This window comes from Streptomyces sp. NPDC054783 (assembly GCF_053611725.1).
Map to the genome: position 1 here is coordinate 110,853 of NZ_JBSHAY010000024.1, position 13,947 is coordinate 124,799.

At 71.8% G+C, this 13,947-nt stretch carries 14 protein-coding genes; 7 read left to right on the top strand and 7 right to left on the bottom strand.

Annotation, left to right across the window (positions count from 1 at the left end; genetic code table 11):
- Positions 1-25: 25 nt before the first annotated feature.
- The 5 genes from ACWGJ5_RS32910 to ACWGJ5_RS32930 all read right to left on the bottom strand — a co-directional run bounded on the left by ACWGJ5_RS32910 (position 26) and on the right by ACWGJ5_RS32930 (position 3,931).
- A complete protein-coding gene (locus ACWGJ5_RS32910) occupies positions 26-937 on the bottom strand; it encodes a dihydrodipicolinate synthase family protein (protein ID WP_453313270.1) in 912 nt (303 codons plus the stop codon).
- Complete coding sequence (locus ACWGJ5_RS32915) at positions 934-1,590, bottom strand: GntR family transcriptional regulator (protein ID WP_453313271.1); 657 nt, start codon at positions 1,588-1,590, stop codon at positions 934-936. The genes ACWGJ5_RS32910 and ACWGJ5_RS32915 overlap by 4 nt, the downstream gene beginning before the upstream one ends.
- A gap of 122 nt (positions 1,591-1,712) precedes the next feature.
- The gene (locus tag ACWGJ5_RS32920) at positions 1,713-2,474 is read right to left on the bottom strand and encodes an MBL fold metallo-hydrolase (protein ID WP_453313272.1); all 762 of its coding nucleotides are present in this window, start codon (positions 2,472-2,474) and stop codon (positions 1,713-1,715) included.
- A 421-nt stretch (positions 2,475-2,895) separates the two neighbouring features.
- Positions 2,896-3,480 (bottom strand): TIGR03086 family metal-binding protein, encoded by a 585-nt coding sequence (locus tag ACWGJ5_RS32925; RefSeq protein ID WP_453313273.1) that lies wholly within the window; start codon positions 3,478-3,480, stop codon positions 2,896-2,898.
- A 4-nt stretch (positions 3,481-3,484) separates the two neighbouring features.
- On the bottom strand, positions 3,485-3,931 hold the full coding sequence (locus ACWGJ5_RS32930) for a DUF6010 family protein (protein WP_453313274.1): 447 nt from the start codon (positions 3,929-3,931) through the stop codon (positions 3,485-3,487).
- Between the two features lie 144 nt (positions 3,932-4,075).
- Between ACWGJ5_RS32930 and ACWGJ5_RS32935 the strand changes: the two genes are divergently transcribed.
- Positions 4,076-5,308 carry an MFS transporter gene (locus ACWGJ5_RS32935; protein ID WP_453313275.1) on the top strand — a complete coding sequence of 411 codons (1,233 nt, stop codon included), beginning with the start codon at positions 4,076-4,078 and terminating at the stop codon, positions 5,306-5,308.
- Here ACWGJ5_RS32935 and ACWGJ5_RS32940 read toward each other — a convergent pair.
- Positions 5,245-6,408 carry a hypothetical protein gene (locus ACWGJ5_RS32940; protein ID WP_453313276.1) on the bottom strand — a complete coding sequence of 388 codons (1,164 nt, stop codon included), beginning with the start codon at positions 6,406-6,408 and terminating at the stop codon, positions 5,245-5,247. The genes ACWGJ5_RS32935 and ACWGJ5_RS32940 overlap by 64 nt on opposite strands.
- 66 nt (positions 6,409-6,474) lie before the next feature.
- Positions 6,475-7,416, bottom strand: coding sequence for a 5-dehydro-4-deoxyglucarate dehydratase (locus tag ACWGJ5_RS32945; protein ID WP_453313277.1), 942 nt, complete (start codon positions 7,414-7,416; stop codon positions 6,475-6,477).
- Positions 7,417-7,644: 228 nt separating this feature from the next.
- Here ACWGJ5_RS32945 and ACWGJ5_RS32950 point away from each other — a divergent pair, with 228 nt between their 5' ends.
- The 6 genes from ACWGJ5_RS32950 (at position 7,645) to ACWGJ5_RS32975 (ending at position 13,925) form a co-directional block, all read left to right on the top strand.
- On the top strand, positions 7,645-8,454 hold the full coding sequence (locus ACWGJ5_RS32950; protein ID WP_453313278.1) for an NAD-dependent epimerase/dehydratase family protein: 810 nt from the start codon (positions 7,645-7,647) through the stop codon (positions 8,452-8,454).
- A gap of 516 nt (positions 8,455-8,970) precedes the next feature.
- Positions 8,971-9,741 (top strand): DeoR/GlpR family DNA-binding transcription regulator, encoded by a 771-nt coding sequence (locus ACWGJ5_RS32955; RefSeq protein WP_453313279.1) that lies wholly within the window; start codon positions 8,971-8,973, stop codon positions 9,739-9,741.
- A 77-nt stretch (positions 9,742-9,818) separates the two neighbouring features.
- The gene (locus tag ACWGJ5_RS32960; RefSeq protein WP_453313280.1) at positions 9,819-11,183 is read left to right on the top strand and encodes an ABC transporter substrate-binding protein; all 1,365 of its coding nucleotides are present in this window, start codon (positions 9,819-9,821) and stop codon (positions 11,181-11,183) included.
- Positions 11,180-12,115 carry a carbohydrate ABC transporter permease gene (locus tag ACWGJ5_RS32965; protein ID WP_453313281.1) on the top strand — a complete coding sequence of 312 codons (936 nt, stop codon included), beginning with the start codon at positions 11,180-11,182 and terminating at the stop codon, positions 12,113-12,115. Before ACWGJ5_RS32960 ends, ACWGJ5_RS32965 begins: the two co-directional genes overlap by 4 nt.
- Positions 12,112-12,939, top strand: coding sequence for a carbohydrate ABC transporter permease (locus tag ACWGJ5_RS32970; protein WP_453313282.1), 828 nt, complete (start codon positions 12,112-12,114; stop codon positions 12,937-12,939). The genes ACWGJ5_RS32965 and ACWGJ5_RS32970 overlap by 4 nt, the downstream gene beginning before the upstream one ends.
- On the top strand, positions 12,936-13,925 hold the full coding sequence (locus ACWGJ5_RS32975; protein WP_453313283.1) for a zinc-dependent alcohol dehydrogenase family protein: 990 nt from the start codon (positions 12,936-12,938) through the stop codon (positions 13,923-13,925). The genes ACWGJ5_RS32970 and ACWGJ5_RS32975 overlap by 4 nt, the downstream gene beginning before the upstream one ends.
- Positions 13,926-13,947: the final 22 nt, after the last annotated feature.

A 13,947-nucleotide genomic window follows, 5' to 3' on the forward strand; every position in this document is an offset into this window, starting at 1 on the left:
CCCCTTCTGCAGGAGGGGGAGGAGGTCAAATGGACCATCCGGCGACGATGGCGGCGACCTCGGCGCGCTCGTCCTCGGGCAGCGGCTTGCTCGGCGCGCGGACGTCGCGGCGGCACAGGCCGAGCGCGGCGAGGGCCTCCTTGACGACGGTGACGTTGTTCGCGGAGCCGTGGGCGGCGCGGAGTTCCTCGAAGCGGCGGATCTGCTCCCAGATCTTCATGGCGGCCGGATAGTCGCCGGATCGAAGCGCTTCAATCATGTTCAGCGAAACGGCCGGGGCGACGTTCACGAGCCCGGAGGTGAAACCGGTGGCGCCCGCGGAGAAGTAGGCGGGGGCGTACGGCTCGGCGAGACCGGCGACCCAGACGAAGCGGTCGAGGCCGGCGTCGCGGGCGAAGGCGGCGAACCTGGCGGCGTCCGGGACGGCGTACTTGACTCCGATCACGTTCGGGCAGACGTCGGCGAGTTCGGCGAGGCGGGCGCCGGTGAGCTGGGCGTTGCGGACGTAGGGCACGACGCCGAGCTCGGGGACGGCCTCGGCGATGGCGCGGTGGTAGTCGACCCAGCCGGCCTGCGACACGTACGGGTGCACGGGCTGATGCACCATCACCATCTGGGCACCGCGTTCCCGGGCATGACGGGCGGAGGCGATGGCGGTGGGTACGTCATGCCCCACGCCGACGAGGATCACGGCACGGCCGTCGGCTTCCCCGATGGTCAACTCCGTGACGAGCTGCCGTTCTTGGGGGGTGAGGGCGTAGAACTCGCCGGTGTTCCCGTTGGGGGTGAGGATACGGATCCCGCCGTCGAGGAGCCGGCGCAGCAGGGCCCGGTGGGCGCCGGTGTCGACGCTTCCGTCCTCGGCGAACGGAGTCACCGGGATCGCCACCACGTCGGCCAGGGCGGCCCGTTGGATCTCGCACGCCATGCTGCTCATTCCTGACCTTCCTGGTTCGCCGCTCGGGGGAATGCGCGCCGGACGAAGGAGGCGATGTGGGCGTGCAGGGCGCTCGCCGCGCCGTCGGCGTCGCCGTCGAGCGCGAGCCGGAGGATCTCCCGGTGCTCGGCGGCCTCCCGCTCCCAGGAGGGCTCGGCGGCCCAGGCGACGGCGGAGACCAGCGCGGCCTGGTCGCGGACCTCGTCCAGCATCCGGCCGAGCAGCGGGTTGCCGCACGGCAGATAGAGGGCGCGGTGGAACTCCCGGTTGGCGAGCGACCGTTCGGCGGTGTCGTGGGCGGCGTCGGCCCGGTTCAGCGCGTCGCGCGCGGCGTCGAGTGAGGCGCCCCGCCCGACGGTTCTTCTCAGTGCCTCGGGTTCCAGCAGCAGCCGCACGTCGTAGACCTCGCGTGCCATGTCCGCGTCCACCATGCGCACCGTGACGCCCTTGTACTGGCTCATCACGACGAGTCCGGTCCCGGCGAGCGTCTTCAGCGCCTCCCGTACCGGGGTCTTGGACACCCCGAACTGCGCGGCCAGATCCGTCTCGACCAGGGCCTGACCGGGCGTCAGCTGCCCGGTCAGGATGCGGTGTTTGATCGCGTCCAGCACGTACTGCGTGCGGGACGGGATCGGGGTGGGCACAGAGGTCATGCGGCCCTCTCGGATCTCACATATCGCGTCTCATGTATGACGTACGAAGTACGACGCGGTTGAAGGTAGGAGGGGGCGGGTGTTTCGTCAATGCCTATGACAAAAGAGGGTCGAGCTGCGGCTCAGACGGTGTGGACGGCACCCTCGACGGCGGCTCGGGTGGGCCGGCCGGAGACCACCGCGGCCCGGGCGGTGGCCGCCTCGCGGGTGAGCGTGGGTCCGACATGGGTGACCAGCAGCTCGCGGACACGCGCCGCATGGGCGATCCGCCCCGCGTCCTCGGGCGTCAGATGGACCTGCTCCTGGTGTTCGCCACCGCGATGTGCGTCGATGTCCGCCTCGCACAGGAACAGGTCGGCGCGGGAGGCGAGTTCGCCGAGCGCGGCACACGGCCCGCTGTCCCCGGAATAGGCGAGCACGCTCCCCTGGCATTCGGCGCGCAGCCCGTACGCCTCGGTGTCGTGGGCGACGGCGCGTGCGGAGAGGCGGAGGTTCCAGTGCCGGACGTCATGGCCGTCGTACAGGGCCCGGAAGTCGAAGACGCCCTTGAGGAAGTCGACGTCCGCCCGCCCGAAGAAGCCGGCCAGCCTGCGGGCGCAGTCCTGTGGGGCGTACACCGGGATCGGCACGGCCGGGGTCATCCCGCCGAAGGCGAAGGCGTAGGCGGCGGGCAGCAGATCGGCGCTGTGGTCGGCGTGCAGATGGGAGATCCAGATCGCGGTGAGCCGTGAGGGGTCCGTGTGCCGCTGCAACGCGGCGAACGTGCCGGACCCCGCGTCCACCCACACCTCGGCACCCCCGCCGGACAGCAGGTATCCGGAGCAGGGCCGGTCGGGGCCGGGGTGCGGAGAGGCGGCTCCGAGGACGGTGAGGGTGAGTGGCATGGGGGGAGAGTACGACGGCCGGGGTTCCGCTTCGGCCCACTCGGGCAAGCGGAACCGGGGCATCAGGCGCCCGGTACGGGGGCGTACTGGGCGGCCTGGGCCTCGTAGCGGGTGCGGTAGTGGCCGTTCGGGAGGTTCCCGGATGCGCGCCGGCCGGCCGGGGCACCTCCTCGTCACCGGCCGAGAGGTGCTTCAGCCGGGTACGGACGGCCCGAAACTTTGGTTCTGCCGATTGCATCCGGAGCCCGGGCGGCCGCCGCACCCACTCATACACACCACAACACGCTCACGCGCTCTCACCCGGCGGCAGCTCCGAACCCTCCAGCCTTGACGTACCGGGCCTCGCGCGTGTCGGGGAGCGAGGGACTTGAGCTTGCGCGGCACGCTCGTCCGACACCGCGGTCGGCAGCCGGTGTGGTTCTCACTCCGGGCGCCATCCCGGATTCCGCCCGCTCAGCCCCAGCGCCCGGTCCATCAGGGGTGCCTCCGGCGGCACCGGGACGACCGGACCGAAGAGGCCGCCGCCGCGGTTCGGGTCCTCGGCGGCCGCGAGCAGGAAGCCGTGGGCCGAGTCCAGCGCCGCGGGGTCGGGAGCGTAGGGCCGGCCGATGGCGCGGGCCAGGTCCCAGCCGTGGATGACCAGTTCGTCGGCGACGACGGCACCGGCGACCTCGCCCGGCAGGTTCACCCCGCCCGCGCGGGTCATCCCGGTCCAGGCGTCCGGATCGCGCCAGGCGTCGGCCAGTTCGTCCAGGGTCTTGGGCAGCTCCGCGCGCCAGCCGGGGCCGATGTCCGGCACGGCGGCGGTCGGGTTGGTGTCGGTCGTCGTACCGAGATCCTTGCGGGCGGCGTCACGGAAGGCCACCGAGAGCATCTGGATGTGGCCCAGCAGATTCCGCAGCAGTAGGCCGGGGCACGGTGTGGGGGCCGACAGTTGCTCGTCGGACACGGACTCGGCGAGCCGCGCCACGATCCGGGTCTGCGGGCCCAGGTCGATCATGGTCATGCCACTACTCCTTCACGGTTGCACTCCTCGTACGAAGGGCAGACCGGCCGGCGCCCGAAAACTCATCGGTGCCGCGCGGCCGCCGCCACGGCGACCGTCCGCCGCCGAGGCACCACACCGCGATCACCGGGTCGCACAGCGCGCAGCCGAACGAGGAGTCGTGGGCGAAGGGGACGATCGGGTGCCCCTTGAGGTGGTGCACGACGTCCCAGGCCGTGTGCAGCAGCCAGCCTGCGCCGATCCAGGCCCAGGAGTCCAGGCCCTTGTAGGCGACGTAGGTGGCCACCGCGGTGAACGCGAACTCCCAGCCGCCGAGCCCACCGCCACTGAGATAGGCGGCGCCCGCGCCGGCCACCATGACCGCGTTGAGGCGGCGCCGGTGTCGCTCCGGGACGAGGGACATCAGCAGGACGTAGACGAGACCGATCAGAATCGGGGCGAGGTAGCGCATGACGCCGACAGTAGGTTCGGCCCGGCGCACGCCCCAGGGGCATTACCGACAGGTTCCGACGGATTGCCGCCGCCGCGTCCGACCCGGCGGATAAGGCACCTTACCGATCCGCGCCCGCCCGCCTTAGACCCACGATGAACAGGCATGACGACTTCCTGGACCCTGCTCCGCGTGCTGCGCGAGCGCAACGCGGGGCTGTATCTGGCGGCGGTGGTGGTGTCGGGCTTCGGCAACTCCGCGCTGTTTCTGGCATCGGGTGTGTGGGTGAAGGACCTCACCGGATCCGACGGCCTGGCCGCGCTGTGCATGCTCGCCATGTGGGCCCCCACCGTGGCCGGCCCGCCGCTGGGCACGATCGCCGACCGGGTGCGGCGCAAGCCCCTGCTGGTGGCCCTGAACGCGGGCCTGGCGGCCCTGCTGCTCACTCTGTGCACCGTGGACTCCCCGGGCGGCCTGTGGCTTCTCTTCACCGTGCTGCTGGTCTACGGCGCCGCCGAGGTCGTCCATGACGCGGCCGAGACGGCCCTGGTGACCTCGGCGATCGGCCCGGAGCGCCTGGGCGACTTCAACGGGCTGCGCATGGCCGTCACCGAGGGCATGAAGCTCGTCGCCCCGCTGACCGGCGCGGGTCTGTACACGGCCTTCGGCGGTCCGGCCGTCGCCTGCCTGGACGCGGGCACCTTGGTGGCCGCCGCCGGGTTGTACGCCCTGCTGCGGGTGCGCGAGGAACGGCCGGTCCGGTCCGGCGGCAGTTGGCGCGAGGAGACCGCGGAGGGCGTCCGGCACCTGTGGGGCCACCCGGAACTGCGCCCGCTGGTCCGGGCGGGCGGTACGACGATGCTTTTCACCTCGCTGTGCGGCACGACGCTGTACGCCGTCGTCGACCGGCTCGGCCACTCCCCCGCGTACACGGGCGTGCTGTACGCCGTCCAGGGCGCCGGTTCGGTGGCGGCCGGGCTCGTCTCGGGCGCCGCGCTGCGGCGGCTCGGTGCGCGCCGGTTCGCGGCGGCGGGGATCGCGCTGACGGCACTCGCGGTGGCCGCGCGTGCCGTGCCGTCGGACCCGGTGGCCCTCGCGTCGTCCGCGGCGGCCGGTCTCGGCCTGCCCTGCGTGCTCGTCGCGGTCTTCACCGCCGTGCAGCAGCAGACGCCCGGCCCGCTGCTCGGCCGGGCGACGGCCACCGCCGGCACCCTGGTCCTCACCCCCAACGCCGTCGGACTGGCCGTCGGCGCGGCCCTGGTCGAACTGGCCTCCCCCACACTGCTGTTGCCGCTGTACGGCCTCGCACTGCTCGGGACGGCGGCTTGCCTGGCTCAGCGCGCCGACAGCGCCTCGCGCACCGAGGCGAGGTCCGAGTCCGACGCCAACCCGGCGTGATAGAGCCGCAGTTCGGTCGCGCCCTGCGCACGCGCGCGTGCCGCGTCCGCCGCGAGTGTGCCGGGGCTGCCGCCCATGCCGGAGACGACGGTGAGGTTGGCGGCCAGCACCGTCCCCTCCCGGCCCGCTCCGGCGAAGGCCGCCAGCGGGGCCGTACCGCCGGTGCAGGGCACCACCACGCCGTCGGCGACGGCGAGGACGCGGGCGGGGTCGACGCCGGCGTTGGCGCCGCAGTGGTAGGAGACCGGGTCGGCGTGCAGCAGGACCTGGAAGCCGGCCGGTGCGGCGGCGCGCACGGCGGCGACGGCCTCCTCCTGGAGCGTGCCGGCGACCTCGTCGCGCCACGCGCGCGTGCGGGCCGCCCTCTCCTCGCCGAGCAGCTTCTCCACCGTCGGCCAGCCCTCGTCGCCCGCCGCGCCCCGCCACAGCGGCTCCAGCGCGGCCCGCACGGAGGCGGCCGACTCCTCGGGGTCCAGGCCCTGTTCGCCGTATCCGGCGCGGCAGGACGGGCAGAAGCACAGGGACATCAGGTACTGCCCGGCCTCACCGAGACCGACACCGCCGGTCTTGTCGTGGGCGTGCAGGTGCTGGAGCCCGTACCAGCCGAGGGACTCCAGCTCGGTGCCCTGCGCGCCGGGGCGTACGGCGGCCTCGGCGGCCAGGTCGACCAGGTACGCGCGCGTGGCGGGCTGGGCGATGCAGGGCGCCCAGGGGTAGTGGTCGCCGTAGGCGTTGACCACCGAGATGTCCGGATGCTCGGCGCCCAGGCGGGAGTTGTGCGCGAGGACGACCCAGGTGTGCACCTTGAGGCCCGCCGCGGTCAGGGCGGCCGCCGCCGCGCCATAGGAGTCGCCGGGGGCCCAGCGGCCGGCGGGGTACGGCCTCAGGCCCCGGCCCGCCCAGCGCCCGCCCGGCGGATAGAGGACGGCCGCGTACTCGGCGGTGACGATGCGGTGGCGGGGGTGGCGGGGGGTCAGGGCGCGGGTGGAGTGGTAGGCGGCGGCGAGGGTCACCTGTTCCACGCCGAGCCCGGCGATGCGCGCGGGGGCCTCCGGGTCCCCGCCCACGTCCCATGGGTAGACGAACGCAGACGCCTTCACACGCCCTCCTTCGAGCCGCACGGGCGCTCGCTCACGCGTCCCCCTTCGAGCCGTACCGACGCTCGCTCACGCGTCCTCCTCCAGCAGCGCGTAGCCCCGCTCGATCAGCTGGGCGAGCTGTTTGACATGGTCCTCCGCCGGCTCGTGCAGCGGGGGCCGGACCTCGCCGACGTCCAGGCCGCGCAGCCGTACGCCCGCCTTGACGAGCGAGACGGCGTAGCCGCGGCCCTGGGCGCGCAGTTCCACGAACGGGCGGTAGAAGCCGTCCAGGAGGCGGCGCAGGGTCGCCGTGTCGCCCGCGGTCAGGGCCCGGTGGTAGGCGAGGGCGATCTCGGGGGCGAAGCAGAAGACGGCCGACGAGTACAGGGTGACGCCGAGGGCGTGATAGGCGAGCTGGGTCTGCTCGGCGGTGGGCAGGCCGTTGAAGTACAGGAAGTCGCCGGGGACTTCGGTGCGTACGGTGCTGATGATCCGCTGCATCAGGTCGAGGTCGCCGAGGCCGTCCTTGAGGCCGATGATCCCGTCGGTGCGGGCGAGTTCGGCCACCGTCCGCGGGGTGAAGACGGCGTTGTCCCGCTGGTAGACGATCACCGGCAGCCCGGTGGCCGCGGCGACCTCCCGGTAGTGCCGCAGCAGGCCCTCCTGACCGGCGAGCACGAGGTACGGCGGCATGGCGAGGAGGCCGTCGGCGCCGGCCTGCTCGGCGAGACGGGCGTAGCGGACGGCGAGCGCGGTGCCGTAGCCGGCGCCCGCGACGACCGGGACGCGTCCCTCGGCCGCCTCCACGGCCACCCGGACGCAGGCCTCGAACTCCTCCGGCAGCAGCGCGTGGAACTCCCCGGTGCCGCAGCAGGCGAACACGGCGGCGGCACCGGCGGCGACGCCGCGGCGGACGTGGGTGCGGTAGACGTCGAGGTCGAGCGAGCCGTCGGGGCCGTAGGCCGTGACGGGGAAGAAGAGCGGCCCACTCGGTTCGTCGAGCCGTTCGGTGAGAGGGGCTGGCGTCACGGGCTCTCCCTTGGGACACGCCGGTGCAGCGTTTCCGGGTGCATGTTTCTGATCCACGTCTATATTTCTGAACGCGACCACGCTAAGGGGGCTTCTTGTGGCAGGTCAAGCAGGCAAACTCGCGACACCGAGAGCGAATTCGCCGACTTCACGCAACACTTGACGGTGCGCGTCGAAATTCTCTAGCGTGTCCATGTATGTGAATGCCGGCCACAAGGAGAACCGAGGATGCCCGCTCCCCACACCGTTCTGCTCACCGGCGCCGCCGGCGGGCTCGGCACCCTGATGCGGTCCCTGCTGCCGGAGTACGGCTACACGCTGCGCCTGTTCGACGTGCGCCCCATCGAGGACGCGCCGGACGCGATCACCGCCGACCTCACCGACACGGCGGCCCTGCGCGAGGCCGTACGGGGCGCGGACGCGGTCCTGCACCTGGCGGGCATCTCCCTGGAGGCCCCCTTCGAGAAAATCCTCAGGTCCAACATCGAGGGCACCTACAACCTCTACGAGGCCGCCCGCCAGGAGGGCGTGCCCCGGATCGTCTTCGCCTCCTCCAACCACGCCGTCGGCTTCACCCCGGCCCCGCGCCCGGGCGAGCCGCCGATCCCGGTCGACACCCCGCGCCGCCCGGACACCTTCTACGGCCTGTCCAAGTCCTTCGGCGAGGACCTCGCCCAGCTGTACTGGGACAAGCACGGCCTGGAGACCGTGTCCGTGCGCATCGGCTCCTGCTTCCCGGAGCCGACCAGCGTGCGCATGCTCTCGGTGTGGATGAGCCCCGCCGACGGCGCCCGCCTCTTCCACGCGGCCCTGACCGCCGAGGAGGTCGGCCACACCGTCGTCTACGGCTCCTCCGCCAACACCCGGCTGTGGTGGGACCTGGCCACCGCGCGGGCGCTCGGCTACGAGCCGCAGGACGACTCCGAGCCGTACGCCGAGAAGCTGATCGCCGAGCAGGGCGAGCTGGACCCGGCGAACCCGGCGCACAGCCACCTGGGCGGGCACTTCGTGAACGACCCGCCGATCTGGCCGTACTGAGCCTGCCGGACCGGGGAGTCGCGCCCCGGCCGGACGCCGTGCCACGAGGCCGGCCAAGTGCCACGGTGACGGCCACGACTGCCCCAAAGACAGCCGGCGGTGCACGCAGGCCCACGACGAACCCCTGCCTCGCCGGCCGCACCCGGGGGCAGTCCCGACAGCCGGCAGGCCCCCGGCGGCGACTGCGACCCGGCCACCGCGCAGCACGGAGCCGAGGCCGGCGCGGGAGGCCCCGGAAGAACTCCGGCCGAAAGAGCTCCGGCGGCTCAAAACGATCGTCCACGCGCGCGGGCGGGCACCGAACGGGCCCGCCCGCCACCATGTTCGGGCATCCACGGCGCCCGCTCCCACCCCGCCGGGCACTGCCTCGCAGGTCCGCGCCGGGCACCGCCCTCGGTAAACGGGTACAAACGGGCAGTATCGGGCCCGCAACAGGCCTGGCCACTGCCCCACGGCCGCTGTAGAACTTCCCCCAAGGGCCCGAACGGGCAGTTCCGCGGGAAGGCGGGTGATGGCATGAGCACCGGGACGGCGGAAGAACGCCAGCGCGCGATCGTGCGGGCCGCGCGCGCCACCGGATCGGTCGACGTCACCGTGCTCGCCGCCGAGCTGGGCGTGGCCAAGGAGACCATCCGGCGCGATCTGCGCGCCCTGGAGGACCACGGGCTGGTCCGCCGTACGCACGGCGGCGCCTATCCGGTGGAGAGCGCCGGCTTCGAGACGACGCTCGCCTTCCGCGCCACCAGCCACGTGCCCGAGAAGCGCCGGATCGCGGCCGCCGCGGCCGAGCTGCTCGGGGACGCGGAGACGGTCTTCGTGGACGAGGGCTTCACCCCGCAGCTCATCGCCGAGGCCCTGCCCACCGACCGGGCACTGACCGTGGTCACCGCATCCCTGCCGGTCGCGGGCGCGCTGGCGGAGGCCGAGCAGATCCAGGTCCTGCTCCTCGGCGGCCGGGTCCGGGCCGGCACTCTGGCCACCGTCGACCACTGGACGACGAAGATGCTCGCCGGCTTCGTCATCGACCTCGCCTACATCGGCGCCAACGGCATCTCCCGCGAGCACGGCCTCACCACCCCCGACCCGGCGGTCAGCGAGGTCAAGGCGCAGGCGATTCGGGCCGCGCGCCGCACCGTCTTCGCGGGTGTGCACACCAAGTTCGGCGCGGTCAGCTTCTGCCGGTTCGCCGAGGTCGGCGCGCTGGAGGCGATCGTGACGAGCACCCAGCTCGCGGCCGCCGAGGCCCACCGCTACTCCCTGCTGGGCCCGCAGGTCATCCGGGTCTGAAAGTCCAACTCACTCCCCCCAGCGGCGTTCCACATCGCCAAGTGCCCCTTATATCCCGATATCTTCAGGAGCGATCCATGCGAACCCAGAGCCGACGGAGGCCGCGAGCCACGCTCGCCATGGCCGCCGCAGGGACGCTGCTCTCCCCGCTGCTCTCCGGCTGCTGGGTCGGCGCGGGCGGGACCGGTGGCGGCGACTCCATCAACGTGTTGATGGTCAACAACCCCCAGATGACCGAGCTGCAGAAGCTCGCCCCCCGCTTCACCAAAGAGACCGGCATCAAGGTCAACTTCACGGTCCTGCCCGAGAACGACGTCCGCGACAAGATCAGTCAGGACTTCGCCAACCAGGCCGGCCAGTACGACGTGGCGACCCTGAGCAACTACGAGATACCGATCTACGCCCGCAACGGCTGGCTGCACGAGATGAACTCGTACGTCGCCAAGGACCCGTCGTACGACGAACAGGACGTCCTGGGCCCCATGCGCCAGTCCCTGACCGCCTCCGACGGCAAGCTCTACGGCCAGCCCTTCTACGGCGAGTCGTCCTTCCTGATGTACCGCAAGGACGTGTTCGCGGCGAAGGGCCTGACCATGCCGGCCCACCCCACCTGGCAGCAGGTCGCCGACCTCGCCGCACAGGTGGACGGCGCCAGGCCGGGCATGAAGGCCATCTGTCTGCGCGGCCTGCCCGGCTGGGGCGAGATGATCGCGCCGCTGACCACGGTGGTGAACACCTTCGGCGGCACCTGGTTCGACAAGAACTGGAAGGCGCACCTGGACTCCCCCGAGTTCGAGAAGGCGACGAAGTTCTATGTCGACCTGGTCCGCAAGCACGGCGAGTCCGGCGCCGCCCAGTCCGGCTTCGCCGAGTGCCTCAACGACATGACCCAGGGCAAGGTCGCCATGTGGTACGACGCCACATCCGCGGCCGGCCTGCTGGAGGCGAAGGGCTCCCCCGTCCAGGGCAAACTCGGCTACGCCCCCGCCCCCGTGGAGAAGACCCCGTCCTCCGGCTGGCTCTACACCTGGGCCTGGGGCATCCAGAAGGCCTCCCGCAATCCGGACAAGGCCTGGAAGTTCGTGTCCTGGGCGTCCGGCAAGGGGTACGAGCAGCTGGTCGGCCAGACCAGCGGCTGGCCGAACGTCCCGGCGGGCAAACGGGCGTCGACGTACACCAACGCCGACTACCGCGCGTCGGCCGCCGCCTTCCAGGACATGACGAAGCAGGCCATCGAGAGCGCCCGTCCCGGTGATCCCGGTGTGCAGCCGCGTCCGGCGCCCGGCATCCAGTTCGTCGACATCCCCGAGTTCACCGACCTCGGCACCAAGGTCTCCCAGGAGATCAGCGCGGCCGTCGCCGGACGCCAGTCCGTCGACTCGGCCCTGAAGAACTCGCAGGCGCTCGCCGAGAAGATCTCCAAGGAGTACCAGGGACGATGACCGCGACGACAGCACCCCTTGCGACCGCACCGGTACGCGCCACGCGGCAGCCCTCCGCCCGCCTGCGCGCCTGGGCCACCCGGGCCCCGCTCATGCCCGCCCTCGTCTTCGTGATCGTGGTGACCCAGCTGCCGTTCGTGGCCACGCTGGTGATCTCCCTCTTCGACTGGAACGCCCTCTATCCCAAGGCCCGGCACTTCACGGGCCTGGACAACTACCGTCAGGTCCTGACCGACGCGGACCTGCGCCACTCGGTCTGGACGACCGTGCTGCTCACGGTGACGGTGGTGCTGGTCAGCCTGGTCCTCGGGCTCGCGCTGGCGCTGCTGCTGAACCGGAAGTTCCGCGGCCGGGGCATCGTGCGCACCCTCCTCATCGCGCCCTTCCTGGTGGTGCCGGTGGCCGCGGCCCTCCTCTGGAAGCATGTGCTCTACAACCCTGAATACGGCCTGTTGAATGGGTTGTTGCACTATGTGGGCGGCCCACAGCCCGACTGGATCTCCAACACGCCGCTGCTCGCCGTCGAGGCCTCTCTGGTGTGGCAGTGGACGCCGTTCATGATGCTGATCCTGCTCGCCGGGCTGCAGAGCCGTGACCCCGAGCAGATCGAGGCCGCCCGGGTCGACGGCGCGAACGACTGGCAGGTCTTCCGTCATCTGACGCTCCCGCACCTGCGCCGCTACCTCGAACTCGGCGCCCTGCTGGGCTCGATCTACATCGTCCAGAACTTCGACGCGGTCTTCACGATCACGTCCGGCGGACTCGGCACCGCCAACCTGCCCTACACCGTCTACCAGAGCTTCTACCAGGCCCACGAGAACGGCCTCGCCTCGGCCGCCGGCGTCCTGGTGGTCATCGGCTCGATCATCATCGCGACCTTCGCCCTGCGCGTGGTGTCGTCCCTGTTCCGCGAGGAGGTGTCCCGCGCATGAACGCCGTGCTCCGCCGCAACGGCCTGGGTCTCGTCGCCTGGCTGGTCGGGATCGTGTTCTTCCTGCCCATCGCCTGGATGGCGCTGACGTCCTTCCACTCCGAGGCGGACGCGGCGACCAACCCGCCGTCCTTCGCCGCCTCGCTGACCCTCGACGGCTACCGCGAGTTCTTCGGATCGGGCGGCGGCGCGAGCCCCTGGCCGGCGCTGATCAACTCCACGGTGGCGTCCGTGGTGTCGACGGTCTGCGTGCTGCTCCTCGCCCTGCCCGCGGCGTACGCGCTGTCCATCCGGCGGGTACGCAAGTGGACGGACGTCCTGTTCTTCTTCCTGTCCACGAAGATGCTGCCGGTGGTGGCCGGTCTGCTGCCGATCTACCTGTTCGCGAAGAACACCGGGATGCTCGACAACATCTGGCTCCTGGTCATCCTCTACACCTCCATGAACCTGCCGATCGCGGTGTGGATGATGCAGTCGTTCCTCGCCGAGGTCCCGGTGGCGGTGATCGAGGCGGCGCAGATCGACGGCGCCCGGCTGCCGACCATCCTTGCGCGCGTGGTCGCCCCGATCGCCCTGCCCGGCATCGCAGCCACCGCACTGATCTGCTTCATCTTCAGCTGGAACGAACTTCTCTTCGCCCGAGTCCTCACGGGCGTGGTCGCCGAGACCGCCCCCGTCTTCCTGACCGGCTTCATCACCAGCCAGGGCCTGTTCCTGGCCAAGGTGTGCGCCGCGTCGCTCGTCGTCTCCCTGCCGGTGCTCGCCGCGGGGTTCGCCGCCCAGGACAAGCTCGTCCAGGGCCTGTCGTTGGGAGCCGTGAAATGAAGGCCGCCGTCATCGAGTCCGTGGGCCGCGCCGTCGTCACCGAGGTGCCGGACCCGACGCCCGGCCCGCGCGAGGTCGTCGTGGAAGTGGCCGCCTGCGGCCTGTGCGGCACCGACCTGCACATCCTCCAGGGCGAGTTCGCGCCCAGGCTGCCGATCGTCCCCGGCCACGAGTTCGCGGGCGAGGTGGTCGGCATCGGCACCCAGGTCACCGAGGTGGCGGTCGGCGACCGCGTGGCCGTGGACCCCTCCCTGTACTGCTACGAGTGCCGTTACTGCCGTACCGGCCACAACAACCTGTGCGAGCGGTGGGCCGCGATCGGCGTGACCACGGCGGGCGGAGCGGCGCAGTACGCCGTCGCACCGGTGGCGAACTGCGTGAAGCTGCCGGACCACGTGCGCACCGAGGACGCGGCCCTGGTCGAGCCGCTGTCCTGCGCGGTGCGCGGCTACGACGTCCTGCAGTCCCGCCTGGGCGCGCACGTCCTGATCTACGGCTCGGGGACGATGGGCCTGATGATGCTGGAGCTCGCCAAGCGGACCGGCGCGGCCCGCGTGGACGTGGTGGACGTGAACCCGGCGCGCCTGGAGACGGCCGTACGGCTGGGCGTCTCGGCGTCGGCGGCGAACGCCGACGAACTGGACCGCCCGCAGGGCTGGGACGTCGTCGTGGACGCGACCGGCAACGCGGCGGCGATCCAGGACGGCCTGGGCCGGGTGGCGAAGGCGGGTACGTTCCTGCAGTTCGGGGTGGCCGACTACGCGACCCGGGTGACGATCGACCCGTACCGCATCTACAACCAGGAGATCACCATCACCGGCTCCATGGCGGTGCTGCACAGCTTCGAGCGGGCGGCCGAGCTGTTCGCGAACGGGGTGCTGGACCCGCAGGTGTTCATCAGCGACCGGATCCCGCTGGCGCGGTACCCGCAGGCGCTGGAACAGTTCGCGGCGGGGGTGGGGCGGAAGATCGTGGTGGTGCCGTAGGCCGTACGACGGGTTTCTGCGG